The sequence below is a fragment of the Pseudomonas sp. GT1P32 genome, assembly GCF_054897805.1.
This window is the reverse complement of the sequence record NZ_CM142704.1, coordinates 3,853,113-3,878,453: the sequence shown is the minus strand read 5'-3', so window position 1 is coordinate 3,878,453 and position 25,341 is coordinate 3,853,113. Positions and strand designations below refer to the sequence as shown.

Genomic DNA, 25,341 nt, shown 5'->3' with positions numbered 1-25,341 from the left:
GCATGAAGCCAGGAAAAATCACCGTCACGTCGTATTTCGGGGCCGCACTCTGCGTGTTCCTGTTGAGCTTCGTGGTGGGCTGGTCTTCGAAGTGGACCAACAACCTTTATTACGGCCTGATGGTTTTGCCAGGGGTGGTCTTTCTGATCAAGGAGCGCGGGGCAGGCCTGTTCAAGCTGCCGTTGGCGCTGGCGTGGCTGGCGTTCCTGTTGTGGTTTCTGGTTCCGGCGACGATTGCCGGGCATGCGCAGTTCTTCAAGCACATTTTCTATGTGCTGATGTTCGTGATGCTCGTGGGCGCCTTCACCGATCCACAATTTTTCCGCAGCTCGGCCTTCGTTCGTGCGCAGTTCTGGGTCCTGACGTTGTACGTGTTCAGCTCGGCGATCTACGCCTGGGTGACCGGTGAGTATGCCGTCGGCATCCGTGTCGGACTGCTTCCAGGGCGTCTGGAAAATGTCATCTACGCCAGTATCTGGCTGTTCTGCGCATTGGGGCTGGCACTGCCGATGTGGGTCAAGGAGCGGAGGCTGATCGAAGGTGGCCTGGCTGTCTTTCTGGCGGTGTTCGCCGTGGTCTTTGTCATGCAGACACGCACCGCATTGGTGGGTGGAGCCTTCCTGCTGGGCGCCTGGCTGCTTTACGCGCTTTACAAAAAGCCGCGGCTGGTGGGCAGTGCGATGGCGGTTGGCCTGGTGATTCTCGGTCTGTTGTTCTGGATGGTGCACAACGAGCTCTGGTTCCTGTCCCTGTGGAACCGGGGTGATTCGTACCGCATCGAAATCTTCCACATCATGATCGGCGAGTGGCGCAACTGCGGTTGGGCGCTGGGCTGCGGCATCGGTTTCCATACTGAACAGTTGCTCGATGGCACGATGCCGATCCAGCATCCGCACAATATTTTCGTGGCCATGGGGCTTTACGGCGGTGCGGTGGCGCTGCTGCTGTTTGTCGGGTTGATGGTGGCTTCGCTGTGGCAAGCCTGGCGTCTGCGCGATGCGTGGGGTGTGTACCTGGCGTGTGCGTTGGTGATGCTGAACTTCGATGGAAGTTTGCTGATCGGCAACCCGGACGAGCTGTGGCCGCTGGTGTTGCTGCCTGCGGCGATGATCCTCTCCAGGGTACTGAAGGCTCAGCGCGCCACACAGGCGTAAGCGGTTCGCCTTCGCCTCCTCCCCGGAGGCGAAGGTGTCCAGATCATTTTTGCAGGGCGATGCTCAATTCTTCCGCAGAGCAAACGCTCTGGGTCTGGCCATAATTCTGCATGAACACTTCACCGCGATCGTCGAGCAACCACTGGCGATCCTGCGGGTAACGCACCATATGCTTGAAGTTGCGCAGCCGCAGGGTCTTGCGCAGCGGACGGCGATAGACCCGCATATCGGCAATGTCGATCAAACCCAATTGATGCTCGGGCGTCAGCACGATGTTGCCCAGGTGCGCCGAGCGGAAATAGATCCCGCGCTCATGCAAGGTCGCCATGAAGGCCCCCAACTGGCCGCGCAGCGGATCAGCGTCGCTTTCATCGTCCAGCAACTGGCGCAGGGTCTGACCCGGTAACGGATCGTAGTGCACGGCATCGCGCTCGATACTCGCGATGCGATAGACCTGACGAATCGACGGGCAGGGAATGTGCCGTTCACGCAATGCATCACAATTGTCGGCAAAACGTTTGGCGTACGGATACCAGGCGGCCGACGTCAACAGACGCTTGCGGCGGAACAGCTTGAGGATCGAGCCGTCCGTCAACCGCAGCACCTTGTCTCCCGAACCATCCGCTTCAAGGACTTGTGCGCCCTCGCGCAGGGCGAGGTATCGGGTGTGGTCAAGCGCTTGCATCAATACTCCGGGGTCGACGCCGTGAGGCATGGATAGCCGGCCATATTACCGCAGCTCAGCGACTAAAATGGCCTGTGTTACACTCGCGGGCTCTTTTCTCATACAACGGGTTCTCATGACTAGCCCTGATTCGCCTGCGCCGTCGAGCTTGAAGATTTACCTGCGCCTGCTGTCGTATGTGCGCCCGTACTGGGGCCTGTTTGCCATCAGTATCATTGGCTTCGTGATTTTTGCCTCGACACAGCCGATGCTGGCCGGGATTCTCAAATATTTCGTCGACGGCTTGAGCAACCCGGAAGCGGTGCTGTTCCCGAATGTTCCCTACCTGCAAGACTTGCAGTTGCTGATGGCCGTGCCGCTGCTGATCATCCTGATCGCGGCATGGCAAGGCCTGGGGTCGTTCCTGGGTAACTATTACCTGGCCAAGGTCTCCCTCGGTCTGGTTCACGACCTGCGCGTTGAACTGTTCAACAAATTGCTGGTGTTGCCCAACCGCTATTTCGACACCCATAACTCCGGACACCTGATTTCGCGCATCACTTTTAACGTGACCATGGTCACCGGTGCTGCCACGGATGCCATCAAAGTGGTCATTCGCGAAGGCCTGACCGTGGTGTTCCTGTTTGCCTACCTGTTGTGGATGAACTGGCAACTGACCCTGGTGATGCTGGCGATCCTGCCGATCATCGCGGTCATGGTCAGCAGCGCCAGCAAGAAATTCCGCAAGCAAAGCAAGAAAATCCAGGTGGCGATGGGCGACGTGACACACGTGGCCTCCGAAACCATTCAGGGCTATCGCGTTGTGCGCAGCTTCGGCGGTGAAAGCTATGAAGAGCGGCGCTTTGCCGAAGCCAGTCAGGGCAACACCGACAAGCAATTGCGCATGACCAAGACCGGCGCGGTCTACACGCCAATGCTGCAGTTGGTGATCTACACCGCCATGGCGGTGCTGATGTTCCTTGTGTTGTTCCTGCGCGGTGACGCCACCGCAGGTGACCTGGTGGCCTACATCACCGCCGCCGGCCTGTTGCCGAAACCGATTCGCCAGTTGTCGGAAGTCAGTTCGACCATCCAGAAAGGCGTCGCCGGTGCCGAAAGCATTTTCGAGCAACTGGACGTCGAGCCTGAAATCGACACCGGCACCGTCGAGCGCGATCGCGTCAGCGGTCACCTGGACGTGCGTAACCTGAGCTTCACCTACCCAGGTACCGACCGTGAAGTGCTGAAGAACATCAGCTTCACCGCGGCGCCGGGGCAAATGATCGCGTTGGTGGGGCGTTCCGGCAGCGGCAAGTCGACCCTCGCTAGCCTGATTCCGCGTTTCTATCACCATGAAACCGGCGAAATCCTGCTCGATGACGTAGAAATCGAAGATTACCGTCTGCGTAATCTGCGTCGGCATGTGGCACAAGTGACGCAGCATGTGACCCTGTTCAACGACTCCATCGCCAACAACATTGCCTACGGCGACCTCGCCGGCGCGCCGCGTGCCGACATCGAAAAGGCCGCCACGGACGCTTATGCGATGGACTTCATCTCGCAAATGCCGCAAGGCCTGGACACTCAGGTCGGCGAAAACGGCGTGTTGCTGTCCGGTGGTCAGCGTCAGCGTCTGGCGATTGCCCGGGCCTTGTTGAAGAACGCGCCGTTGCTGATTCTCGACGAGGCGACCTCGGCACTCGATACCGAATCCGAGCGGCACATTCAGGCGGCGCTGGATCAGGTCATGAAAGGTCGCACCACGCTGGTGATTGCTCACCGTTTGTCGACCATCGAGAAAGCCGACCTGATCCTGGTCATGGACCATGGGGAAATTGTCGAGCGAGGCACCCACGCCCAGCTTCTGGCGCAAAACGGCTACTACTCGCGCCTGCATGCGATGGGGCTCGATGCGCCGGCAGAAAACATCGCCTGACCCGACGCGAGGGTGAGCCTGGCTCACCCTCGCGCTCATCGACGTGCAATGCGTCCGGTGAATTGTATCCAGACCTTTACCTTTCTTGACCAAACCTGAATAAATCTCGGCAACGCGCTTGTTAAGGTTCCTGAACGAACTTTGACTTCAATCGAGGGGGCCATCCCCTTCGCGCGGGTGCTGCAATGTTGCAACGTTATCTCTGGAAGCTGTTGCCCAAGGCGCAACGGCAATTCTTGCTGGGGCGTCTGTCGGTCGTGGACCGGCAGGTGGTGAATCGGTCGATGTCGGCCAACTTGTGCTTTCCCCAGCCTTTCACACAGCGTTCCTGTCTGTTCATTCACGTCCCCAAATGCGCCGGGAGCAGCGTCTGTGCGGCGCTGTTCGATGGCTGGAGCCCGGGGCACTTGCCCTTGTACTGGTACGAGCAGCAATTTCCCGAGCAGTTTGCCGACAGTTTCAAGTTTGCTTTTGTTCGCGATCCGCTGGAAAGGGCGTACTCGGCCTACGCTTTTCTGCGGGGCAACGAGCTGAGCCTGCGCGACCGACCCGCGCAAAAACTGGTCAGCCACTACCGCGATTTCGACGATTTCGTCGCTCGCTGGCTGCACCCGGAAACGATCCACCGGCAGCTGCATTTCGCTGCGCAAACGGATTTTCTCACCGACTCCCTCGGGCACCTGGCGCTGGATTTCATCGGTTATCAGGAACATCTGGAGCGCGACTTTCAGCGCGTGTGCGAGCAGGTGGGCGGCGCGGTGCCGCTGCCGCACATCAACAGCTCGCAGCAGCGGCGCACGGCGCCTGCCCGTGACTTCTGCTCGGTACGCACCCGTCGGCTGGTACGGCGGGTGTACCAGCGCGATTACGAGATGCTCGGTTATGAATGAGGCGCGGTCGATGTCAGTCCCCGGGATCAGGCCTTATGCGTTGTCGCTGTCGATCAACGACCGTGCCGCGATCAAATCGCAGCGGCCGCGCTGCCTCTGGCTGACGGGGTTGTCCGGCGCGGGCAAGTCAACGCTGGCCAATGCCCTGGAGTTGCAACTCAACGAGCTCGGGCTGCATACCTTTGTGCTCGATGGTGACAATCTGCGCGCCGGTCTGTGCCGTGACCTGGGGATGGGGGCCGAGTGTCGTCGGGAAAACATCCGGCGCATGGCTGAAGTGGCGCGGCTGATGGTCGATGCCGGCCTGATCGTGATTGTTGCGGCGATTTCGCCGTTTCGGGCCGAGCGCGACGCGGCGCGGCGCTTGTTCGCCGAGGGCGATTTTATCGAGGTGTATGTGAGTACCTCGTTCGCGGTGTGCGCGCAGCGCGACCCAAAAGGCTTGTACCGGGCGGCCCGGCAAGGACGGATCAAGGATTTCACGGGGATCGACAGTCCCTACGAGGCACCGTTGTGCGCCGAGTGTGAAATCGACACGCAAACGCTGGAGATGACGGACGCTTGCCGGCGGTTATCGGGTTTATTGCTCAATAAATGAGCAATAAACCCTGCAAAATCATCCCGTTGCAGCCGCCACACAAGCCCACGCCAACCCTGTGTTAATATCCCGCCCCTGTTCATTCTGTATGTGGGTTGCTCCATGAAGTTGTCCATGCCGCGATTCGATCAAGCCCCTGTCTTGGTGGTCGGCGATGTCATGCTCGACCGTTACTGGCATGGTGGTACCTCACGGATTTCCCCTGAGGCGCCGGTACCCGTCGTCAAGGTCGAGCAAATCGAGGACCGCCCGGGCGGTGCCGCGAACGTTGCCCTGAACATTGCCGCCCTCGGCGCACCGGCCTCGCTGGTCGGCGTGACCGGCGACGATGAAGCCGCCGACAGCCTGGCCAACAGCCTCAAGGGCGCTGGCGTACGGGCGTTGTTCCAGCGCATCGCGCACCAGCCGACCATCGTCAAGCTGCGGGTCATGAGCCGTCACCAGCAACTGCTGCGTATCGACTTTGAAGAACCCTTCGCCACCGACGCATTGGCGCTCGGCGAGCAAGTCGATGAACTGCTCGAAGGCATCAAGGTGCTGGTGCTGTCCGACTACGGCAAAGGCGCGTTGAAAAATCATCAAGTGCTGATCCAGGCCGCCCGTGCCCGTGGCATTCCGGTGCTGGCCGATCCCAAGGGCAAGGATTTCTCGATCTACCGGGGTGCGAGCCTGATCACTCCGAACCTCAGCGAATTCGAGACCATCGTCGGCGGTTGCGCCGATGAGCATGAACTCGTGAGCAAGGGCGCGCAGCTGATGCACGACCTCGACCTCGGCGCGTTGCTGGTGACCCGCGGCGAACACGGCATGACCCTGTTGCGCCCGGATCATCCGGCGTTGCACCTGCCGGCTCGGGCCCGTGAAGTGTTCGACGTGACCGGTGCCGGCGATACCGTGATTTCCACCCTGGCGGCGGCGATTGCGGCGGGCGAGGAATTGCCTCACGCCGTGGCCCTGGCCAACCTGGCGGCAGGCATTGTTGTCGGCAAGCTCGGTACGGCGGCCATCAGCGCCCCGGAACTGCGTCGCGCCATCCAGCGTGAAGAAGGTTCCGAGCGCGGTGTGCTGGGTCTTGAGCAGTTGTTGCTGGCGGTCGACGATGCGCGTGCGCATAAAGAGAAGATCGTCTTCACCAATGGCTGCTTCGACATTCTGCACGCCGGCCACGTGACGTACCTCGAACAGGCGCGCGCTCAGGGCGATCGTCTGATCGTTGCGGTCAACGACGATGCTTCGGTCAGCCGCCTGAAAGGGCCGGGTCGTCCGATCAACAGCGTCGATCGTCGCATGGCGGTACTGGCCGGTCTGGGGGCGGTGGATTGGGTGATCAGCTTCCCTGAAGGTACCCCGGAAAACCTGCTGCGTGAGGTCAAGCCGGACGTGCTGGTCAAGGGTGGGGACTACGGGATCGACCAGGTCGTCGGTGCGGACATCGTGACCGCCTACGGCGGGACCGTGAAAGTCTTGGGGCTGGTGGCAAACAGCTCGACTACCGCAATAGTCGAGAAAATCCGCAAGTCCGAGTGACACCAAACCCTGTAGGAGCTGGCTTGCCAGCGATGGACTCAAGGGCGCCGCGTTTACCCAGTAAACACGCGTCATCGTTAACGACCATCGCCGGCAAGCCAGCTCCTACACGGGCAGGTCTACACCTGCTGGGTTTTAAGAGCTGACCTTCTTGCGCGGCACGATCTTCTTCAGCAATTGCTTCGCCTTCCCGCGCAAACGCGCCAAACCTGAATCCTTCCCCGGCGGATTCAGGCCTTGCTGGCGCACCCAATCCTTCCAGCGAATCCGTTCATCGCGCACCAGCCAGCCTTGCTGCTGGGCAAAACTCTCTGCCAGATACAACCCGCGTGTGCTCGCCGGGTAAAGGTGATCCTTTTTCAGGGTGTACAACTCGGCCATCGGCTGGCCGTCCTGCAACGGCATCAGGTACAAGTCGGGGCGCTTGCGGTCGAGGCGGGCCACCAGTTGATCGCCCTCCAGTCGTTCGTCGACATGGAACAGGCTCAGGGATTTGGCTTCCTTGGGCACGTCCAGGCGCAAGTCATAGATCAGTTGCAGCGACGCCGTCGGCAGATGCACGTAGGCACGCGGGCGTTCGATCAACTGCATGTTGGCGCAGCGCACCGGCCGCGCCGAGCCGGATAGCGGCGTCAGCCGAAACGGCAATGCTTCACGATAGTGCAGCGCGGCGGAGTAGGGTGCTGGCAGCCAGGTGTCGTTGAAACGCCCACCGAGCCAGCCTTCCGGCGTTTCCAGCAGGCACTCTTCGGCAATCTCCTGGATGGCAGTGTGCAGCGGCAGGTTCAGTTCGTGGGCCGGCACGTAACCGGAGATCAGCTTGAGCACCACGTCGCCACGGTCTTGCCGACGTTGACGCACCAACACCCAGTAATCGCGGTTCTGCCAATGCAGGGTCAGGCGCACCGAAACCCCGAGATTGGCCAGCTCCACGGCGAACCGTTCGCTGTCAGCCACCGCCACCGGGCGGCGACGTTGCAGCGTCTGGGAAAAATTCAGCGGCATCCCGACGCTTTGATAACTCAGGCCTTCGGGAGTCGCTTCGACGAATAACGGCAGGGTCTTGAAGTTGCTCGGGTTCTTTCTAATGAGCGTACGCGGCATGTCGGCTCCTGCTTAAGGCCGCGTGGGGCGGCATCAGTTGCTACGTAGGACCTGGGCAACGGTCGCGACGTTGTGGGCGAGGTGCAGCGGATTGATGGTCCCGACAATAGCACTGGCCACACCGGGATGTTCAAACAACAACTCGAAACTGGCGCGCACCGGATCCACGCCTGGACTCAGGCAGACGTGACCGCTGGCGAGGGCTTTTTTGACCAGGATGGCTTTGCCGTGATCAGCAGCATAGTCAATGACCGGCTTCTCGTTCCGTTCGTTCAGATTGTAGGTGACCATGGCGCAATCACCTTGTTCCAGAGCCTTCAAACCGCCTTCGACGGTTTTACCGGAGAAACCATAGCCACGAATCTTGCCTTCGGCCTTGAGCGCAGCGAGGGTCGCGTAGACTTCGCTGTCGTTGAGGATCGCCAGGTCGTTGCCGTCGGAGTGCACCAGCACCAGATCGATAAAATCGGTTTCCAGGCGTTGCAGGCTGCGTTCCACCGAGAGCCGGGTATGCGCGGCGCTGAAATCGTGGCGGGACTGGCCGTCGGCAAACTCTTCGCCGACCTTGCTGACGATCACCCAATCCTGGCGTTGACCGCGCAACAACGGGCCGAGTCGCTCTTCACTGCGACCATAGGCCGGGGCGGTGTCGATCAGGTTGATGCCCAGGTCGCGCGTGAGTTTGAGCAGCATGCGCGCTTCGTCATCGTCGGGAATCTGGAAACCGTTGGGGTATTTCACGCCTTGATCGCGGCCGAGTTTGACCGTGCCCAAACCCAAGGGCGAAACGATCAGGCCGGTGCTGCCCAGCGGGCGATGCAAGTCGTGCAGGGTCGGTTGGCTCATGGCAGCAGTTGCTCCCAGGCCGGGACGCCCATCGGCGGCTTCGGCAACTCGGGCAGCGGCGCGGGATGGCTTGGCTGGATGCCGTCACGTTGCAATGAGCTGATGACACGGTCGGCAAAGTCCGGCGCCAGCGCCAGTTTGGTCGGCCAGCCGACCAGCAGACGGCCTTCTTCGGCCAGGAAGGCGTTGTCCGGTCGCGTCAGGCCCGATTGCAGCGGCTCGGCGCGGTCCACGCGCAAGGTCGCCCATTGCGCGGTGCTCAAGTCGATCCATGGCAGCAATTGGCCGAGTTCTTTTTGCGCGGTGGCGATTTGCTCGGCCGGTTCGCGGGCAACCCCTTCGGCCTCGGCGATATCGCCACCCAGGTACCAGACCCATTGGCCATCGGCGGCCGGATGGGTGGTCACGGTGATGCGCGGCTTGGTGCCGCCGCCCAGGCAATGGGCGTACAGCGGTTTGAGGCCGGGACCTTTGGCGATGATCATGTGCAGCGGTCGACGCTGCATGGCGGGCTTTGTCAGCCCCAGGGCTTCGAGTAGCGCGGCCGTCCCGGCACCGGCGCTCAAGATGATGCGTTGGGCGCGGATTTCACGCTCGTCGACCTTCAGGCCGACCAGAACGCCAGCGTCCAGCAACGGCTCGATCGTCTTCCCGGCGAGCAAGCCGTCACCGGCCAGGTCGGCGAGGCGCTGAATCAGGCTTGGCACGTCGATCACCAGTTCTGCCAGGCGATAGACCTTGCCCTTGAAACGCTTGTCTTGCAGGGCCGGCGGCAATTGGTCGCCCTTGACCTGATCGACGCGGCCGCGCACGGCTTTGCTGGCGAAGAAACTGGTGAGGTTGCCGGCGATCGTGCCGGGGGACCAGAGGTAATGGGCTTCGGACAACAGGCGCACACCGGACAAATCCAGTTCGCCGTCACCGGCCAGGGCTTCACGCCAGCGGCGCGGCATGTCGGCGATGGCTTCCGAGGCGCCGGTCAGGGCGCCATGCAGCGCGTACTTGGCGCCGCCGTGGATGATGCCTTGGGACTTCAGGCTCTGCCCGCCACCGAGGGTGGCGCTTTCCACCAGCACGGTTGAAAAACCCTGGCGGCGCAGGCGCGCGTTCAGCCAGAGGCCGGCGACACCAGCGCCGACAATCAAAACGTCGGTGGAAATAACGGATGGCATGCAGCGACCTCAGTGTTCAAGACGAGGGCGCAGTATACAAGGCATCTCAACGATCTGTTGTAGAGCGATCTGTAGGAGCTGGCTTGCTAGCGATAGCGGTGCGTCAGACACACCGCGCTGTCTGGATCGCCAGCAAGCCGGCTCCTACAATTGTCAGTGGCCGGCGGTTTTGGAGAAGAGTTGGATGACCACAACGCCCAGCACGATCAGCGCCATCCCCAGCATCGCTGGCACATCCAGCTTCTGCCCGTAGATAAACAGCGCCGCGACGCTGACCATCACGATCCCCATGCCGGCCCACACCGCGTACGCCACACCCACCGGCACGCTGCGCACCACCAGCGTCAGCATCCAGAAGGCAATGCCATAACCGACGATCACCAGAATCAGCGGCAGCGGCGTGCTGAAGCCTTTGACCGCTTTCATCGAAACAGTGGCGATCACTTCGGCGCAGATGGCGATGGCCAGGTAGTAGTAAGCGGTCATGGGTGCATCCTCGTGTGAAGTGTTGCTTTATGAGGTCGGCATTTTAGAGGTTGCTCAGATGGGGTAAAGTCATTACCTATCTGTATGGGAGATGGGTTGTCCATGAACATTCAATGGAATCTGGAGCAGTTGCGCTTGTTCGTCAGCGTTGCCGAGCAGCGATCGTTTTCCGCTGTGGCGCGGGACCAGCGCAAGGCGCAGTCGGCGGTCAGCAGTTCGATAGCGCTGCTGGAAGAAGACCTGGGTGTGAGCCTGTTCGACCGCAGCAGCGGCCGGCAGCCGAAACTCACTGAGGCCGGCAATGCGTTGCTGGATGAGGCGCGAGAAGTACTGCGTCAATGCGAGCGCCTGAATGGTCGGGCGCTGGCAATGACGCGTGGCCAGGAAGCTCGCCTGCGCGTGGCTCAGGATGAGGCGATGCCGTATCAGCCGATCATTGAAAGTTTCGAAGCCCTGGCGGAACAGTTTCCCAGCCTTGAAGTGCAATTGACCAGCGCTGCCCAGGGCGACGTGGCGCGCAAGCTGGTGGAGCGCCGGGCCGATCTTGGTCTGTTGTTTTATCACGATCAGATTCCCGAGGCGCTCGAACGGCGCGTGCTGGGCAGCGTCGAAATGGTCACGGTGTGCGGCGTCGGGCATCCATTGGCGACACAGGCTCCGGTCGATTGCCAGCAACTGGCGCAGCATCGGCAGTTGCTGATGTCGACCCAGTCCAGTGTGTATCCCGGCAGCGAGCCGGCCAGCCCGCAGGTCTGGCGGGCCGACAGTTTCTACGTGATGGCCGAATGGCTGGTGCGCGGCCTCGGCTGGGCCTGGCTGCCACGGCACGTGGTGCAGTATCCGGCGTATCAGGGGCTGATGGTCGAACTGGCCAGCGAATGGACGCCGCCGGCGCTGGTGGTGGAGCTGGTCTGGCGCCGCGATGAACCGCTCGGCCCGGCGGCCCGTTGGCTGGCGGAACGTTTTGCCGTGCACTTGCAGGCGATCGGCGAAAAAACCGATAAACTCCGCCGCCATGAATAGAACTCTCTACACCACGCTGTTTTACCTGGGGCTGCCACTGGTAGCGATTCGGCTGTGGCTGCGCTCGCGCAAGGCACCGGCGTATGCCAAACGCATCGGCGAGCGGTTCTCGCTCGGGCTGCCGGCGATGAAGCCTGGCGGCATCTGGGTGCACGCGGTGTCCGTGGGCGAGAGCATTGCCGCAGCGCCGATGATTCGCGCATTGCTGCTGCGTTATCCAGCACTGCCGATCACCGTGACCTGCATGACGCCGACGGGCTCGGAACGCATCCACGCCTTGTTCGCCAACGAGCCGCGCATCCAGCACTGCTATTTGCCTTACGACTTGCCATGCGCGGCGGCGCGGTTCCTTGATCGGGTCCGGCCAACACTGGCGGTGATCATGGAAACCGAACTCTGGCCCAACCACATTCACCAATGCGCCAAACGCGGGATTCCTGTGGCGCTGGCCAACGCACGATTGTCCGAGCGTTCCGCCAAAGGCTATGGCCGCTTTGGTAAATTGACTCAGCCGATGCTCGCCGAAATGAGCCTGTTCGCCGTGCAGACCGAAGCCGAGGCCCAGCGCTTCCGCGATTTGGGCGCCCGTGCGGAAACGGTTGAAGTGACCGGTTCAATCAAGTTCGACCTGACCATCGACCCACAACTGCTCCAGCGTGCCACCGAATTGCGTGGGCAATGGCGGGCGCAGGAGCGTCCGGTGTGGATCGCCGCCAGCACTCACGACGGTGAAGACGAAGTGGTGCTGGCGGCGCATCGTCAGTTGCTTGCCGGTCATCCCGATGCGCTGCTGATTCTGGTGCCGCGTCATCCGGAGCGTTTCAATTCGGTGTACGACCTTTGCAAGCAACAGGGCTTCGCCACGGTGCGTCGTTCCTCTGGCGAGCCGGTCACCGCTGATACGTCGGTGTTGCTCGGCGACACCATGGGCGAGTTGCTGTTTTTGTATGCCCTGGCCGACAGCGCTTTTGTCGGCGGCAGTCTGGTGCCGAACGGCGGTCATAATTTGCTGGAGCCCGCCGCGCTGGCGAAACCGGTGCTCAGTGGGCCGCACCTGTTCAACTTCCTCGAAATCGCCGCGCAGTTGCGCAGCGCCGGGGCGTTGCAGGAAGTGGAAGATGCCGAGGGTTTGGCGCTGGCAGTGCAGCGGCTGTTCGAATTGCCGCGCGATGCGCAGCGAATGGCAGACGCGGGGCTGAAAGTGATGCGCACCAATCAGGGCGCGTTGCAGCGGTTGCTGGATGGGTTGGATCGATTGATCAACCGCTGACCTGTAGGAGCCAGGCTTGCCGGCGAAGGCGGCATTGAAATCGCTTTCGCCGGCAAGCCTGGCTCCTACGGGTTTTGCGTGAACCCCAAAATCACCGTCATCCCCGATTCTGTAGGAGCCAGCTTGCTGGCGATGGCGTCTTCGGAATCGCCATCGCCGGCAAGCCGGCTCCTACAGGTTTTGCGTCCCCCTCTAAATCCCCGCCATCACCCGGCCATTACTGCCCCGGTTTTGCCTTTAACTGCTCAGCCGCAGCCTTGGCCAGGTCCGGTGGCAGGAAGTCCTTGTCCGGGTTGTAGTCAGCCTTGAGATAGCGCTTGAGGTCCTGCAAATCCCCCGGGTTCAGCGTGCCGGCGGCCTGCTTCAGGCGCAGGTTGTCGAGGATGTAGTCGTAGCGGGTGTTGTTGTAATTGCGCACCGAGGTGTACAGCTGACGCTGCGCGTCGAGTACATCGACGATGTTGCGCGTGCCCACCTGATAACCGATTTCGGTCGCTTCCACGGCGCTCTGGTTGGAGATGATCGACTGTTTGCGCGCCTGCACCTGCTCGACATCGGTGTTCACCGCGCGGTGCAGGTTGCGGGTGTTCTCCACCACTTGCCGACGCAGACTCTCACGCTGTTGTTCGGTCTGGTCCAGTTGCGAGTACGACTGGCGAACCTGCGAACTGGTCAGCCCGCCGCTGTAGATCGGGATGTTCAATTGCAGCGCCAGCGTGCGTTGCTCGACGGGGCCACCATACGGCTGGCCGAAGCCGTTCGGGTTGCTGAAGCCCAAGGCATCGTTGTCGCCTTTCTCATACTTGGCCACCGCATCCACCGTTGGTGCGTGGCCGGCCTTGCGCTGCTTCAGGGTTTCTTCGGCGGCGCTGACCGCGTAGTTGCTGGCCAGCAGATTCAGGTTCTGTTTGGCGGCGGTGTCGACCCAGGCCTTGGCGTCGTTCGGCGCCGGCGGCAGGATCGGCAAGGTGTGGACGATGCCCTGAATCGAGTTGTACTGACGGTTAGTCAGGGTGATCAACGCTTCAAACGCATCATCCACCTGACGCTGCGCAACGATCCGGTTGGCCCGTGCGGTGTCGTAACTGGCTTGCGATTGCAGCACGTCGGTCTTGTCCGACAGGCCGACATCGAAGCGTTCGTTGGACTGGTCGAGCTGACGCTTGAACGCCGCTTCTTCAGCCTTGGTCGAGGCCAGGTTGTCCTGGCTGCGCAGCACGTTGAAGTAGTCCTCGGCGGTTTGCAGGATCAGGTTCTGCTCGGTCGCCGAGAGTTGCAGGGCGGCTTGCTCATTGACGTCCTTGGCGGCCTGGTACTGGAACCAGCGATCGGCACGAAACAAAGGCTGAGCCAACGTTGCCTGATAGGAGTTGGCGCTGCGATTGGAAACGGCCGACGGTTGATCGATATCGGTGCGCACGTTGGCCAACTGGGCGCCGCCGGAAATATTCGGCAGCAAGCCGGCGCGCGCCTGGGGCACGACTTCTTTCTGCGCGCCGTATTGGGCGCGGGCGGCGGCCAGGTCGGCGTTGTTGTCCACCGCTTCCTGGTAGACGCTGACCAGATCGGTCTTGGTCGATAAGGGCGCTTCTGCTGCCCAGGCCATTCCATTGGAAGCACAAGACACGGCAAGGGCCAGTGAGAGTTTGCGCAGCATGAGGCCATCCCTAAAAATTACACTGATAATTTGAGCGCCAAAGGTACGGCGCAGCCCACTCAGCGTCAATGCGCGACATGGCCGTTGCGAGTGTAGTTGCGCATACGTGCGGCAACAATCGTCTGATTGCGCCATTCATCATGGTGTTTACTGCGGTGTTGGCGTTCTTTGTCAGTTGTGTCTAGACTGGCCGGGTTCTTGTCGGGGTGCCTTGCTATGAGGCTGAGATCGAATAATTTCGGATCCCGTTGAACCTGATCAGGTTAGCGCCTGCGTAGGGAACAAGATTTCTCGTCACCCGGCGAGTCCTCTTGTGCTTCGTCCGGGATGTTGTTCGACAATCGAACACCCCTCGAGCACTGAGCACAGCACAGCTGGTTTTCCCAGCGCCCGTGCGTCCATTCGATTACAGGTTCGCTCCGACAAAAATCCACTGCCTGGATGTGTTCGGAGAGCCCGTGATGACGATAAAACCAAAAAACATAACGAACCTGAGTGACTCGGCCCAAGTCGATCAACAATCGGTTCAGCCGTTTACCCGCTCGCAAAAAATCTACGTTCAGGGCTCTCGCCCGGACATCCTCGTGCCGATGCGCGAAATCAGCCTCGATGTGACCCCGACCGACTTCGGCGGCGAGATCAACGCGCCGGTTGTCGTGTACGACACCTCGGGTCCGTACACCGACCCCAACGTGATCATCGACGTGCGCAAAGGCCTGGCCGATGTGCGTTCGCCATGGATCGAAGGCCGTGGCGACACCGAACGTCTGCCCGGCCTCAGCTCGAACTTCGGCAAGGAGCGCCTCGCCGATCCGGAGCTGACCAAGCTGCGATTCGCTCACGTGAACAACCCGCGCCGCGCCAAGGCCGGTGGCAACGTCACGCAAATGCACTACGCGCGTCAGGGCATCATTACGCCCGAGATGGAATTCGTCGCCATCCGCGAAAACATGAAGCTTGAAGTCGCCCGTGCCGCTGGCCTGCTGGATCAGCAACATCCCGGCCACAGCTTCGGCGCCAGCGTGCCGAAAATCATCACCCCCGAATTCGTTCGTGAAGAGATCGCCCGTGGTCGCGCGATCATCCCGGCCAACATCAACCACACCGAACTGGAACCGATGATCATCGGCCGTAACTTCCTGGTGAAGATCAACGGCAACATCGGCAACAGCGCACTGGGTTCGTCCATCGAAGAAGAAGTGGCGAAACTGACCTGGGGCATTCGCTGGGGCGCGGACAACATCATGGACTTGTCCACCGGCAAGCACATTCATGAAACCCGCGAGTGGATCATTCGTAACTCGCCAGTGCCGATCGGCACCGTGCCGATTTATCAGGCCCTGGAAAAAGTCGGCGGCGCTGCCGAAGACCTGACCTGGGAGCTGTTCCGCGACACGCTGATCGAGCAGGCCGAGCAGGGCGTCGATTACTTCACCATTCACGCCGGCGTGCTGCTGCGCTACGTGCCGCTAACCGCCAAGCGTGTGACCGGCATCGTTTCCCGTGGCGGTTCGATCATGGCCAAGTGGTGCCTGGCGCACCACAAAGAGAACTTCGCCTACACGCATTTCGAAGAGATCTGCGAAATCATGAAGGCCTACGACGTCAGCTTCTCGCTGGGCGACGGCCTGCGTCCGGGCTCGATTGCCGATGCCAACGACGCTGCGCAGTTCGGTGAGCTGGAAACCCTCGGCGAGCTGACCAAGATCGCGTGGAAGCACGACGTGCAAACCATGATCGAAGGCCCGGGCCACGTGCCGATGCAGTTGATCAAAGAGAACATGGACAAGCAGCTCGAGTGCTGCGACGAGGCGCCGTTCTATACCCTCGGCCCACTGACCACTGACATTGCGCCAGGCTACGACCACATCACCTCGGGTATCGGTGCGGCGATGATCGGCTGGTTCGGTTGCGCCATGCTCTGCTACGTAACGCCGAAGGAACACTTGGGCCTGCCGAACAAGGATGACGTCAAGACCGGGATCATCACTTACAAGATCGCCGCGCATGCCGCCGATCTGGCGAAGGGACATCCGGGCGCGCAGATTCGCGACAATGCCTTGAGCAAGGCGCGATTTGAATTCCGTTGGGAAGACCAGTTCAACCTGGGCCTCGATCCGGACACCGCCCGTTCGTATCACGATGAGACGTTGCCGAAGGATTCGGCCAAGGTCGCGCATTTCTGTTCGATGTGCGGGCCGAAATTCTGCTCGATGAAAATCACCCAGGAAGTCCGCGAATACGCGGCCAACCAGCGCATCGAAACCATCGATGCCGAAGTCGCACGGGGATTGGCGGAACAGGCAGAGCGGTTCAAGCAGGAAGGCAGTCAGCTGTACAAGAAGGTTTGATCTGATCCGCAGCGTCAGTGCTTCTTGACTGGCGCATACCCTGTAGGAGCGAGGCTTGCCCGCGAAGGCGTTTTACCTGACACACCGCCTTCGCGGGCAAGCCTCGCTCCTACAGGTGCAGTTCAACACAACGACAAATGTTCCTCTGAGATAACACCCTTGAGCATTCAACCCAGCACTTATTCACCCGACATCGCGGTGCCGACCGACAAACGTGTCTTCGGCGGCCGTGATCTGTTTTCCCTGTGGTTCTCTCTCGGCATCGGCCTGATGGTTTTGCAGACCGGCGCATTGCTCGCGCCAGGTCTTGGTCTGTCCGGTTCGCTGCTGGCGATCTTCCTTGGCACGCTGGTCGGCGTTCTGCTGCTGGCCGCTGTCGGCGTGATCGGCAGTGACACCGGCCTGTCGTCGATGGCCGCGCTCAAACTCAGCCTCGGTGCGAAAGGCGCGAGCCTGCCAGCGGTGCTGAACCTGCTGCAACTGATCGGTTGGGGTTCGTTCGAAATCATCGTCATGCGCGACGCTGCCAGCCTGCTCGGCGCCCGTGCGTTCAGCGAAGGCAGCCTGTTCTCCAGTCCGCTGCTCTGGACGTTGTTCTTCGGTGCCTTGGCGACCCTGCTGGCCGTCAGCGGTCCGTTGACCTTCGTGCGCCAGATCCTGCGCAAATGGGGCATCTGGCTGCTGCTGGCCGCGTGCATCTGGCTGACCTGGAACCTGTTCGCCAAGGCCGATCTGGCCGCATTGTGGGCGCAGGTCGGGGACGGTTCGATGCCGTTCGCCGTGGGCTTCGACATTGCCATCGCGATGCCGCTGTCGTGGCTGCCGCTGATCGCTGACTACTCGCGTTTCGGCAAGCGTGCGAAAAACGTGTTCGGCGGGACGGCGATTGGCTTCTTTATCGGTAATTTCTGGCTGATGAGCCTGGGCGTGGCTTACACCCTGGCGTTCGCGCCGAGCGGTGAAGTGAATGCCTTGCTGTTGGCGCTGGCCGGTGCCGGCCTGGGGATTCCGCTGCTGCTGATTCTGCTGGATGAGTCGGAAAACGCGTTTGCCGACATTCACTCGGCGGCCGTTTCCAGCGGGATTTTGCTGCGCTTGAAAGTCGAACACCTGGCATTGGCCATCGGTGTGGTCTGCACCCTGATTGCCTTGCTGGCGCCATTGGCCCAGTACCAGAACTTCCTGCTGTTGATCGGTTCGGTGTTTGCGCCGCTGTTTGGCGTGGTGCTGGTGGATCACTTCATCCTGCGCAAGCGTTCTGCTCAAGTGGCCTCAGCCGCATTGCGCTGGCCGGCGCTGCTCGCCTGGCTGGGCGGGGTCAGCACCTATCACTTGCTGGCCAATCTGTATCCGGACATCGGCGCAACCCTGCCGTCGTTGATTCTGGCAGGGCTGCTGCAACTCGTTCTGGGCCGGGCCTTCAGTTACGGCCGGGAAACAGCTCGGGCTTGATGATGCCGTTCAGGCGCGGGTAGGGGATTTTCAGTTCGACGTGGCCCAGCGCGTAAGGCGCGATGGTGCTCACGTCGTACTTGAGGATCACCCCGCCGTAGGTCAGCGCTATGTTCTGGGTTTTCTGGAACGGCCAGCTCTTCACGAACTCCGGTTCCTGATCGAGCTTGGTGCTGATCAACCAGCTGTTGTGCGCAACCTGCGCCGCTTTCCAGAACGCCTCTTCCTGACCTGGCACCAACATGTCGGACAAGGTCAGCACTTTATGCTGCTGGCGCGAATAGTTGATGAAGCTGCGGCCCGGCGCGCCATGTGCACCGCCGGTGTCCAGGTAGCTGGAAAATTCGACAATCACCAAGCCGTCATGCTGCTCACGTACTTTAGCTTGCAAGTAGCTGCTGTAGCGCGGGCCGGCGGTGCGCAAAAACTCATCGCGATAGGCCACCAGCGTCGGTGCCACCGGGGCATCGGGCGAGGTGCGGGTCATTTGCAGCAGACGTTTTTCGACAATGCCGTCCAACTGCGGCTCTGCGGGAAAGCGCAGCGTATCGATGTTCACCAGTGGGCAGTCAGGTGTCGTGCAACCTGGTTTCAGCTGTTCGGAAGCATCGCGGGTAGTCTCCAGCGGCGCCCGGTAGTTGGGCTGGAACAGGCTTTGGCAAGCGCCCAGGGTCAGGGCGATTGCGGCCACGGAGGCGATTTTAAAAAGCGACATGGGCGTCCTTCGTAAAACAGGGAAAGGCAAAAAGTTATCCGCTTCGACTCTCAACGAAGCAGTCAGTTCGCCACTAAGCTAATTAGAGTTGGTTTCGCCCTCACCGTCTATCCCGCTGACTGGAAAGGGGCTGCATCAAACGGCGCGGGCGCGTTAGGATGGCGCGAAGTCGAGGTTGCAAGTAACCAAAAGGAGCCTCGGATCGGACTAGCAGTAAACGAGGATTGTCATGACTGATTTTGCCACCGCCATTCCGACCGCCGTTGATATCGTTCGGCGCGAAAAGTGCTACCAGGGCTTTTACAAGCTCGATCGCGTGCACTTGCGCCACGAGTTGTTCGCCGGTGGCATGAGCCGCGAAATCAATCGTGAAGTGTTTGTTCGCCACGATGCGGTCTGCGTGTTGCCCTACGATCCGCAGCGCGATGAAGTGGTGTTGATCGAGCAGTTTCGCGTCGGCGCCATGGGCAAGACCGACAATCCCTGGCTGATTGAACTGGTCGCTGGTCTGATCGACAAGGATGAAGTGCCGGAAGAAGTTGCTCACCGCGAAGCGCAGGAGGAAGCTGGGCTTGTATTCGGGGCGCTCTGGCCGATGACCAAGTATTTTCCATCGCCGGGCGGCAGCAATGAATTCGTGCATTTGTTCCTGGGGCGTTGCGAGACAACCGGGGTCGGCGGCCTGCATGGGCTGGAGGAAGAAGCAGAAGATATCCGCGTCACGGTCTGGGCGTTCGAAGATGCCCTGCAAGCCGTACGCGACGGACGAATTGCCAACGCGGCCAGCATCATTGCCTTGCAATGGTTAGCTTTGAACCGCGCTGAAGTGAGGGGGTTATGGTCGTAAACAAGCTGCGCGATCGCTACCGGGTGGACCTCGTGGGGCTGCAAGCCTCTTGCGAGGCCAACTACGCGCGCCTGATGCGACTGCTGCCGGATATGCGCAACGAACCGGCGGCGCGGCGCATTGCCGTGACCCACGGCGAGCAGATGCTCGGCGTGCTGGCCCTTGAAGTGCTGCAGGTCTGTCCGTACACCACGACCCTGCAAGTGCGCCAGGAACACAGCCTGCCGTGGCTGCCGGTGCCGCAACTGGAAGTGCAGGTCTATCACGACGCCTGCATGGCCGAAGTGGTCAGCGCCGAACATGCGCGACGCTTTCGCGGGATCTATCCTTACCCGAACGCCTCGATGCACCAGCCGGACGAAAAGGCTCAACTGAACATGTTCCTGGGTGAATGGCTGAGCCATTGCCTGGCGTGTGGGCACGAATACGCCGTTGTGCGCTGAGCTCGCGAGATGTGAACTGCGTCAGGTTCACAGGTTTCCCCTTTTGATCGTCCCCCAGCATAATTGCGGCACTCATCCAATCCCGTGATTCAGCCCTGGGAGAACGCCTTGCCGAGCGTATCCACTTTGACCCCCGCCGATTCGGCGTTGCTGGTGCAACTGTCCGACAGCCATCTGTTTGCCGAAGCGGACGGCACGTTGCTGGGCATGAATACGCGCGACAGCCTGCAAAAGGTCATCGAGCTGGTCAGGCAGCAACAGCCGCAGATCGATCTGATCATTGCCAGCGGCGATCTTTCCCAGGACGGGACGCTGGAGTCGTATCAGCAGTTTCGCGACCTGACCCGGCAACTCGATGCGCCGGCGCGCTGGATTCCCGGCAATCACGACGAACCGCAGATCATGGCCGAAGCCGCCGTGCACATCGCGCTGCTGGAGCCGGTGGTGGATGTCGGCAACTGGCGCGTCACCTTGCTCGACTCGGCGGTGCCGGGGTCGGTGCCCGGGTATTTGCAGGATGAACAGTTGCAGTTGCTGGCGCGCTCGCTGAGCGAGGCGCCGGAGCGCCATCATCTGGTGTGCTTCCACCATCATCCGGTGTCGATCGGGTGTGCGTGGATGGAGCCGATCGGGTTGCGCAATCCCGAAGCACTGTTCGCCGTGCTGGACCGGTTCCCGCAAGTACGTGCGGTGCTTTGGGGGCACGTGCATCAGGAAATCGATCAATTGCGTAACGGCGTACGTCTGATTGCCTCGCCCTCGACCTGCATTCAGTTCGAACCGGGCAGTGAGGATTTCAAGGTGGGCGAGCAGGCGCCAGGGTATCGGTGGTTGCGGTTGTTGCCCGATGGTCGGCTCGAAACCGGCGTAGAGCGCGTGACCGATTTCGACTTTCAGGTCGACTACGGTTCCAACGGCTACTGACACGTTTCCTGCGTAGACAAATTTCCACTGTAGGAGCTGGCTTGCCAGCGATTGCGGGCTGTCTGACAACATAAATGTTGAATGTGACGGCCTCATCGCCGGCAAGCCAGCTCCTACAGGGACCGTGTGTAATTCCGTAGGTGATGGCACCCAACCCGCCCGACACCCTGTAAACTCCGCCTTCTTTACCCGACGCACAGGGAGTTCAAATGTCCGGTTCGATCCTTTATATCCACGGTTTCAACAGTGCGCCTTCGTCAAAAAAGGCCACTCAGTTGATCGAAGTGATGGAGCGTCTGGGCTTGAGCGATCACCTGCGCGTTCCGGCCCTGCATCACCATCCGCGCGAGGCCATCGGTCAGCTCGAACGGGCAATTTCGGAGCTTGGCCGGCCACTGCTGGTCGGCAGCTCACTCGGCGGCTACTATGCGACTCACCTGGCCGAGCGCCATGGCTTGAAAGCCCTGTTGATCAACCCCGCCGTCAGTCCGCACCGGATGTTCGACGGGTATCTGGGGACGCAGAAAAACCTGTATACCGATGAGGCCTGGGAATTGACCCACGACCACGTGACGGCCCTGGCCGAGCTGGAAGTGCCGGCGCCCCAGGACCCGCAGCGGTATCAGGTGTGGTTGCAGACGGGCGACGAAACGCTGGATTATCGCCTCGCCCAGCAGTATTACCGGGCCTGTGCCTTGCGCATCCAGGCCGGCGGCGACCATAGTTTCCAGGGTTTTGCCGGGCAATTGCCGGCAATGCTGAGTTTTGCCGGCATCGGCGCAGATTTGTATCAGGCGATTGATTTCACTGCACTGTGAGTCATCGCCTCTATTTAATAGAACATTTGACGACGAGACCCCATGGCCACTCCCAGCGCTAGCTCTTATAACGCAGACGCCATCGAAGTCCTCTCGGGCCTCGACCCGGTGCGCAAACGCCCCGGCATGTACACCGACACCAGTCGGCCGAACCACCTCGCCCAGGAAGTCATCGACAACAGCGTCGACGAAGCCTTGGCCGGGCATGCGACGTCGGTGCAGGTCATCCTGCACGCCGATCACTCCCTGGAAGTCAGCGATGACGGCCGTGGCATGCCGGTGGACATTCACCCGGAAGAGGGTGTTTCCGGGGTCGAACTGATCCTCACCAAGCTTCATGCTGGTGGCAAGTTTTCCAACAAGAACTACCAGTTCTCCGGCGGTCTGCACGGGGTGGGTATTTCGGTGGTCAACGCCTTGTCGACCGAAGTCCGGGTGCGCGTGAAGCGCGACGGCAACGAATACCAGATGACTTTCGCCGACGGTTACAAGAAAACCGAGCTGGAAGTGGTCGGCACCGTTGGCAAGCGCAACACCGGCACCAGCGTGTTCTTCGCGCCAGACCCGAAGTATTTCGACTCACCGAAATTCTCCATCAGCCGCCTCAAGCACGTGCTCAAGGCCAAGGCCGTGTTGTGCCCGGGGCTGCTGGTCAGTTTTGAAGACAAGGCCACCGGCGAGAAAGTCGAATGGCATTACGAAGACGGCCTGCGCTCCTACCTGGTGGACGCGGTCACCGAATTCGAACGCCTGCCGGACGAGCCGTTCTGCGGCAGCCTGGCCGGTAACAAAGAAGCGGTCGACTGGGCGCTGCTGTGGTTGCCGGAAGGTGGCGACAGCGTGCAGGAAAGCTACGTCAACCTGATCCCGACGGCCCAGGGCGGTACACACGTCAACGGTTTGCGTCAGGGCTTGCTCGATGCCATGCGCGAGTTCTGCGAATTCCGCAGCCTGCTGCCACGCGGCGTGAAGCTGGCGCCGGAAGACGTCTGGGAGCGCATCGCCTTCGTCCTGTCGATGAAGATGCAGGAGCCGCAATTCTCCGGCCAGACCAAAGAACGCCTGTCGTCCCGTGAGGCGGCAGCGTTTGTGTCCGGCGTGGTCAAGGACGCGTTCAGCCTGTGGCTCAACGCTCACCCGGAAACCGGCATGCTCCTGGCGGAGCTGGCGATCAACAACGCCGGCCGCCGTCTGAAGGCCAGCAAGAAGGTCGAGCGCAAACGCATCACGGCGGGGCCGGCACTGCCGGGCAAGCTCGCCGACTGCGCCGGGCAGGACCCGATGCGTTCCGAGCTGTTCCTGGTGGAAGGTGATTCCGCCGGCGGTTCCGCCAAGCAAGCGCGGGATAAAGAGTTTCAAGCGATCCTGCCGTTGCGCGGCAAGATTCTGAACACTTGGGAAGTCGACGGCAGCGAAGTGCTGGCCAGCCAGGAAGTGCACAACATTGCCGTGGCCATCGGTGTCGATCCGGGCGCGGCGGACATGAGCCAGCTGCGTTACGGCAAGATCTGCATCCTCGCCGACGCCGACTCCGACGGTCTGCACATCGCCACGCTGCTGTGCGCGTTGTTCGTTCAGCATTTCCGCCCGTTGGTGGATGCCGGTCACGTCTACGTCGCGATGCCGCCGCTGTACCGTATCGACTTGGGCAAAGAAATTTACTACGCCCTCGACGAAGCTGAGCGTGACGGCATTCTCGATCGTCTGGTGGCCGAGAAGAAGCGCGGCAAACCACAGGTCACTCGATTCAAAGGCCTGGGTGAAATGAACCCGCCGCAGTTGCGCGAAACCACCATGGACCCGAACACCCGGCGTCTGGTGCAACTGACCCTGGAAGATTTCGAAGCGACCTCGGAAATGATGGACATGTTGCTGGCGAAGAAACGCGCCGGTGATCGTAAATCCTGGCTGGAATCCAAAGGCAACCTGGCCGAGGTTCTTGGCTGATGCGGGTTGGCTTTGCCCTGGCGTGTGCGTTACTTCTGACCTCGGCTTCGGCGTTTGCCGAGCCGGCACCGGAGTTGCGCCTGTTGTCCGAGCATCCCGTCGAGGGCATGCGCGGCGGCAACCTGTCGGGGCTGGCTCAGTGTGGCAAGAATCTGTGGGCCGTTTCCGATCGCGACGACGATCAGATCTACCGACTCGAAACCGGCGACACGGTCTGGCAGGCCGAAACCGTACGCATCGGTGTACCGCCGGTGCCGGACAGCGATTTGCCCTGGGGTTTGCGTTCGCGGACCTGGGTGGCGTCGTTCGTGCGCGGCGGGGACCTGGATTTCGAAGGTATCACCTGCGACAGCGCCGGCAATCGCTACATCGTCAGCGAGTCCCATGCGGCGATTCTGCAAGTGCCGCCCGTTGGGCCGACGTCCTGGCTGAAGATCTCGCCGATGCTGGTTCGCGAGGCGCGGGCCAGCGGCATGTTGCTGCACTTCAATGCATTGTTCGAAGGCCTGGCGATCAATCCGGCGGGCGACCAGTTATGGTTGGCCGCCGAGCGTGAGCGCCGGGGGCTGCTGCTGATCAAACGCCAGCAAACGGTCTGGGATTGCGACGGCGGCTGTGTGCTGCTGAGCGAAGCCGGGATGGAGATGCAGCCGGCGAAATTTCCCAAGGCCAGAGCGGTGTCACGGGATTTTGCCGATCTGTCGTTGTTCAACGGCAAGCTGTTTACCCTTGAGCGCAACGCGTTCGAGATTTGCCGCCGTGACGCGGTGACCGCGAAGGTCGAGCGTTGCTGGTCGTTTGCCGACGAGGCATTGCAGGAGAACCGACGTTATCCACAGGGTTATGGCCTGACGGAAGCGCTGATCGTCGACGCCGAGGGCGCCTGGGTCGGCATTGATAACAACGACGGTGCCCGTGCTGATGGCGAGTATCGCCCGGTCGTCTGGCGCTTTGCCGCGCCGGAAGGTGGCTGGAGTGCCAAGCCATGACGCCGCAAACGCCAGGCAAACGCGCCGGTCGGGTGTTCATGGTGCTGGCCTGGTGCGCAGCGCTATTTCTGGCGACACGGTTTTTCGGCCAATGGGAGGAGCGTCAGCAAAATCCCAACGTCGTCGTCAGCTCGGAACAGGGCGAAGGTTTTATCGAAGTGAAACTGGCCAGCAACACCCAGGGGCACTTCGTCGCCAGCGGCCAGATCAACGGTCAGTCAGTGGATTTCATGCTGGATACCGGGGCGACCGATGTGGCGATCCCGGCAGAAATGGCCGAACGGTTGAAACTTGAACAAGGCTTCGGGGTGACCCTGAGCACCGCCAACGGTCGCACCGAGGGTTATCGAACCCGTGTCGACCGGCTGCAACTGGGCGACATTGTGCTGCGTGATGTGCGCGCCATCGTCGTGCCAGGCCTGGATGGCAAGCAAGTGCTGCTCGGTATGAGCGCGCTGAACAAACTTGAATTTACCCAGCGCGGTGGCACCATGCTGCTGCGCCAGACAACGAACCGATGAGGCCCGC

Annotated in this window: 23 protein-coding genes and 1 riboswitch; of the genes, 16 read left to right on the top strand and 7 right to left on the bottom strand. The window is 61.1% G+C overall.

Annotated features, from left to right (window positions below; all coding sequences use genetic code 11):
- Positions 1 to 2: 2 nt before the first annotated feature.
- Positions 3 to 1,154, top strand: coding sequence for an O-antigen ligase family protein (locus ACYZUC_RS17760; RefSeq protein WP_461989496.1), 1,152 nt, complete (start codon positions 3 to 5; stop codon positions 1,152 to 1,154).
- A 43-nt stretch (positions 1,155 to 1,197) separates the two neighbouring features.
- On the opposite strand, the gene ACYZUC_RS17755 is transcribed toward ACYZUC_RS17760, so the two are convergent.
- Positions 1,198 to 1,839, bottom strand: a complete 642-nt coding sequence (locus ACYZUC_RS17755; protein ID WP_461989495.1) for a BUD32 family EKC/KEOPS complex subunit — start codon at positions 1,837 to 1,839, stop codon at positions 1,198 to 1,200.
- Between the two features lie 115 nt (positions 1,840 to 1,954).
- On the opposite strand from ACYZUC_RS17755, the gene msbA reads away from it, so the two are divergent.
- From msbA to hldE, 4 genes are all read left to right on the top strand, one after another.
- Positions 1,955 to 3,754, top strand: coding sequence for a lipid A export permease/ATP-binding protein MsbA (gene msbA, locus ACYZUC_RS17750; RefSeq protein WP_461989494.1), 1,800 nt, complete (start codon positions 1,955 to 1,957; stop codon positions 3,752 to 3,754).
- A 185-nt stretch (positions 3,755 to 3,939) separates the two neighbouring features.
- Complete coding sequence (locus ACYZUC_RS17745) at positions 3,940 to 4,644, top strand: sulfotransferase family 2 domain-containing protein (protein ID WP_461989493.1); 705 nt, start codon at positions 3,940 to 3,942, stop codon at positions 4,642 to 4,644.
- Positions 4,637 to 5,242, top strand: coding sequence for an adenylyl-sulfate kinase (cysC, locus tag ACYZUC_RS17740; RefSeq protein ID WP_461989492.1), 606 nt, complete (start codon positions 4,637 to 4,639; stop codon positions 5,240 to 5,242). The genes ACYZUC_RS17745 and cysC overlap by 8 nt, the downstream gene beginning before the upstream one ends.
- 102 nt (positions 5,243 to 5,344) lie before the next feature.
- Positions 5,345 to 6,769, top strand: coding sequence for a bifunctional D-glycero-beta-D-manno-heptose-7-phosphate kinase/D-glycero-beta-D-manno-heptose 1-phosphate adenylyltransferase HldE (gene hldE, locus ACYZUC_RS17735; RefSeq protein ID WP_131058771.1), 1,425 nt, complete (start codon positions 5,345 to 5,347; stop codon positions 6,767 to 6,769).
- A 135-nt stretch (positions 6,770 to 6,904) separates the two neighbouring features.
- On the opposite strand, the gene ACYZUC_RS17730 is transcribed toward hldE, so the two are convergent.
- The 4 genes from ACYZUC_RS17730 to ACYZUC_RS17715 form a co-directional block, all read right to left on the bottom strand.
- Complete coding sequence (locus ACYZUC_RS17730) at positions 6,905 to 7,873, bottom strand: metal ABC transporter ATPase (RefSeq protein WP_461989491.1); 969 nt, start codon at positions 7,871 to 7,873, stop codon at positions 6,905 to 6,907.
- Positions 7,874 to 7,906: 33 nt separating this feature from the next.
- Entirely contained in the window at positions 7,907 to 8,719 is an 813-nt protein-coding gene (locus ACYZUC_RS17725; RefSeq protein ID WP_461989490.1) for an aldo/keto reductase, read from the bottom strand.
- Positions 8,716 to 9,891, bottom strand: coding sequence for an NAD(P)/FAD-dependent oxidoreductase (locus ACYZUC_RS17720; RefSeq protein WP_192226910.1), 1,176 nt, complete (start codon positions 9,889 to 9,891; stop codon positions 8,716 to 8,718). The genes ACYZUC_RS17725 and ACYZUC_RS17720 overlap by 4 nt, the downstream gene beginning before the upstream one ends.
- Before the next feature lie 153 nt (positions 9,892 to 10,044).
- Positions 10,045 to 10,377, bottom strand: a complete 333-nt coding sequence (locus tag ACYZUC_RS17715; RefSeq protein WP_008027887.1) for a DMT family transporter — start codon at positions 10,375 to 10,377, stop codon at positions 10,045 to 10,047.
- A 102-nt stretch (positions 10,378 to 10,479) separates the two neighbouring features.
- Here ACYZUC_RS17715 and ACYZUC_RS17710 point away from each other — a divergent pair, with 102 nt between their 5' ends.
- Together ACYZUC_RS17710 and waaA are read left to right on the top strand one after the other, a co-directional pair.
- Positions 10,480 to 11,400 (top strand): LysR family transcriptional regulator, encoded by a 921-nt coding sequence (locus ACYZUC_RS17710; protein WP_008040402.1) that lies wholly within the window; start codon positions 10,480 to 10,482, stop codon positions 11,398 to 11,400.
- The gene (waaA, locus tag ACYZUC_RS17705) at positions 11,393 to 12,670 is read left to right on the top strand and encodes a lipid IV(A) 3-deoxy-D-manno-octulosonic acid transferase (RefSeq protein WP_461989489.1); all 1,278 of its coding nucleotides are present in this window, start codon (positions 11,393 to 11,395) and stop codon (positions 12,668 to 12,670) included. Before ACYZUC_RS17710 ends, waaA begins: the two co-directional genes overlap by 8 nt.
- A 217-nt stretch (positions 12,671 to 12,887) precedes the next feature.
- On the opposite strand, the gene ACYZUC_RS17700 is transcribed toward waaA, so the two are convergent.
- Positions 12,888 to 14,327: a TolC family outer membrane protein gene (locus tag ACYZUC_RS17700; RefSeq protein WP_461989488.1), complete on the bottom strand. Its 1,440-nt coding sequence runs from the start codon at positions 14,325 to 14,327 to the stop codon at positions 12,888 to 12,890.
- A 192-nt stretch (positions 14,328 to 14,519) separates the two neighbouring features.
- Positions 14,520 to 14,625, top strand: a riboswitch (TPP riboswitch).
- Between the two features lie 163 nt (positions 14,626 to 14,788).
- On the opposite strand from ACYZUC_RS17700, the gene thiC reads away from it, so the two are divergent.
- Entirely contained in the window at positions 14,789 to 16,678 is a 1,890-nt protein-coding gene (gene thiC, locus ACYZUC_RS17695) for a phosphomethylpyrimidine synthase ThiC (protein ID WP_461989487.1), read from the top strand.
- Between the two features lie 159 nt (positions 16,679 to 16,837).
- Entirely contained in the window at positions 16,838 to 18,130 is a 1,293-nt protein-coding gene (gene cytX / locus ACYZUC_RS17690) for a putative hydroxymethylpyrimidine transporter CytX (protein WP_461989486.1), read from the top strand.
- Here the strand turns inward: cytX and ACYZUC_RS17685 are convergent.
- Entirely contained in the window at positions 18,099 to 18,845 is a 747-nt protein-coding gene (locus ACYZUC_RS17685) for an RsiV family protein (protein WP_461989485.1), read from the bottom strand. The two genes, cytX and ACYZUC_RS17685, sit on opposite strands and share 32 nt — an antisense overlap.
- Positions 18,846 to 19,074: 229 nt before the next feature.
- Between ACYZUC_RS17685 and ACYZUC_RS17680 the strand changes: the two genes are divergently transcribed.
- The 7 genes from ACYZUC_RS17680 to ACYZUC_RS17650 all read left to right on the top strand — a co-directional run bounded on the left by ACYZUC_RS17680 (position 19,075) and on the right by ACYZUC_RS17650 (position 25,334).
- Positions 19,075 to 19,692: an NUDIX domain-containing protein gene (locus tag ACYZUC_RS17680; RefSeq protein ID WP_461989484.1), complete on the top strand. Its 618-nt coding sequence runs from the start codon at positions 19,075 to 19,077 to the stop codon at positions 19,690 to 19,692.
- Positions 19,683 to 20,135, top strand: a complete 453-nt coding sequence (locus ACYZUC_RS17675; RefSeq protein WP_008027902.1) for a DUF1249 domain-containing protein — start codon at positions 19,683 to 19,685, stop codon at positions 20,133 to 20,135. The genes ACYZUC_RS17680 and ACYZUC_RS17675 overlap by 10 nt, the downstream gene beginning before the upstream one ends.
- 108 nt (positions 20,136 to 20,243) lie before the next feature.
- Positions 20,244 to 21,059: a 3',5'-cyclic-AMP phosphodiesterase gene (gene cpdA, locus ACYZUC_RS17670; protein WP_461989483.1), complete on the top strand. Its 816-nt coding sequence runs from the start codon at positions 20,244 to 20,246 to the stop codon at positions 21,057 to 21,059.
- A 209-nt stretch (positions 21,060 to 21,268) separates the two neighbouring features.
- Positions 21,269 to 21,877: a YqiA/YcfP family alpha/beta fold hydrolase gene (locus tag ACYZUC_RS17665; RefSeq protein ID WP_461989482.1), complete on the top strand. Its 609-nt coding sequence runs from the start codon at positions 21,269 to 21,271 to the stop codon at positions 21,875 to 21,877.
- 42 nt (positions 21,878 to 21,919) lie between these two features.
- Positions 21,920 to 23,824 (top strand): DNA topoisomerase IV subunit B, encoded by a 1,905-nt coding sequence (gene parE, locus ACYZUC_RS17660; RefSeq protein ID WP_461989481.1) that lies wholly within the window; start codon positions 21,920 to 21,922, stop codon positions 23,822 to 23,824.
- Positions 23,824 to 24,813: an esterase-like activity of phytase family protein gene (locus ACYZUC_RS17655; protein WP_461989480.1), complete on the top strand. Its 990-nt coding sequence runs from the start codon at positions 23,824 to 23,826 to the stop codon at positions 24,811 to 24,813. Before parE ends, ACYZUC_RS17655 begins: the two co-directional genes overlap by 1 nt.
- Positions 24,810 to 25,334: a retropepsin-like aspartic protease family protein gene (locus tag ACYZUC_RS17650; protein ID WP_008027912.1), complete on the top strand. Its 525-nt coding sequence runs from the start codon at positions 24,810 to 24,812 to the stop codon at positions 25,332 to 25,334. Before ACYZUC_RS17655 ends, ACYZUC_RS17650 begins: the two co-directional genes overlap by 4 nt.
- Positions 25,335 to 25,341 lie beyond the last annotated feature (7 nt).

What these genes read in the sequence shown, in the direction of transcription:
- ACYZUC_RS17760 (WP_461989496.1), top strand. Translation starts at nt 3, where the DNA reads ATGAAGCCAGGAAAAATCACCGTCACGTCGTATTTCGGGGCCGCACTC.
- ACYZUC_RS17755 (WP_461989495.1), bottom strand. Translation starts at nt 1,839, where the DNA reads ATGCAAGCGCTTGACCACACCCGATACCTCGCCCTGCGCGAGGGCGCA.
- msbA (WP_461989494.1), top strand. Translation starts at nt 1,955, where the DNA reads ATGACTAGCCCTGATTCGCCTGCGCCGTCGAGCTTGAAGATTTACCTG.
- ACYZUC_RS17745 (WP_461989493.1), top strand. Translation starts at nt 3,940, where the DNA reads ATGTTGCAACGTTATCTCTGGAAGCTGTTGCCCAAGGCGCAACGGCAA.
- cysC (WP_461989492.1), top strand. Translation starts at nt 4,637, where the DNA reads ATGAATGAGGCGCGGTCGATGTCAGTCCCCGGGATCAGGCCTTATGCG.
- hldE (WP_131058771.1), top strand. Translation starts at nt 5,345, where the DNA reads ATGAAGTTGTCCATGCCGCGATTCGATCAAGCCCCTGTCTTGGTGGTC.
- ACYZUC_RS17730 (WP_461989491.1), bottom strand. Translation starts at nt 7,873, where the DNA reads ATGCCGCGTACGCTCATTAGAAAGAACCCGAGCAACTTCAAGACCCTG.
- ACYZUC_RS17725 (WP_461989490.1), bottom strand. Translation starts at nt 8,719, where the DNA reads ATGAGCCAACCGACCCTGCACGACTTGCATCGCCCGCTGGGCAGCACC.
- ACYZUC_RS17720 (WP_192226910.1), bottom strand. Translation starts at nt 9,891, where the DNA reads ATGCCATCCGTTATTTCCACCGACGTTTTGATTGTCGGCGCTGGTGTC.
- ACYZUC_RS17715 (WP_008027887.1), bottom strand. Translation starts at nt 10,377, where the DNA reads ATGACCGCTTACTACTACCTGGCCATCGCCATCTGCGCCGAAGTGATC.
- ACYZUC_RS17710 (WP_008040402.1), top strand. Translation starts at nt 10,480, where the DNA reads ATGAACATTCAATGGAATCTGGAGCAGTTGCGCTTGTTCGTCAGCGTT.
- waaA (WP_461989489.1), top strand. Translation starts at nt 11,393, where the DNA reads ATGAATAGAACTCTCTACACCACGCTGTTTTACCTGGGGCTGCCACTG.
- ACYZUC_RS17700 (WP_461989488.1), bottom strand. Translation starts at nt 14,327, where the DNA reads ATGCTGCGCAAACTCTCACTGGCCCTTGCCGTGTCTTGTGCTTCCAAT.
- thiC (WP_461989487.1), top strand. Translation starts at nt 14,789, where the DNA reads ATGACGATAAAACCAAAAAACATAACGAACCTGAGTGACTCGGCCCAA.
- ACYZUC_RS17685 (WP_461989485.1), bottom strand. Translation starts at nt 18,845, where the DNA reads ATGTCGCTTTTTAAAATCGCCTCCGTGGCCGCAATCGCCCTGACCCTG.
- ACYZUC_RS17680 (WP_461989484.1), top strand. Translation starts at nt 19,075, where the DNA reads ATGACTGATTTTGCCACCGCCATTCCGACCGCCGTTGATATCGTTCGG.
- ACYZUC_RS17675 (WP_008027902.1), top strand. Translation starts at nt 19,683, where the DNA reads ATGGTCGTAAACAAGCTGCGCGATCGCTACCGGGTGGACCTCGTGGGG.
- ACYZUC_RS17665 (WP_461989482.1), top strand. Translation starts at nt 21,269, where the DNA reads ATGTCCGGTTCGATCCTTTATATCCACGGTTTCAACAGTGCGCCTTCG.
- parE (WP_461989481.1), top strand. Translation starts at nt 21,920, where the DNA reads ATGGCCACTCCCAGCGCTAGCTCTTATAACGCAGACGCCATCGAAGTC.
- ACYZUC_RS17655 (WP_461989480.1), top strand. Translation starts at nt 23,824, where the DNA reads ATGCGGGTTGGCTTTGCCCTGGCGTGTGCGTTACTTCTGACCTCGGCT.
- ACYZUC_RS17650 (WP_008027912.1), top strand. Translation starts at nt 24,810, where the DNA reads ATGACGCCGCAAACGCCAGGCAAACGCGCCGGTCGGGTGTTCATGGTG.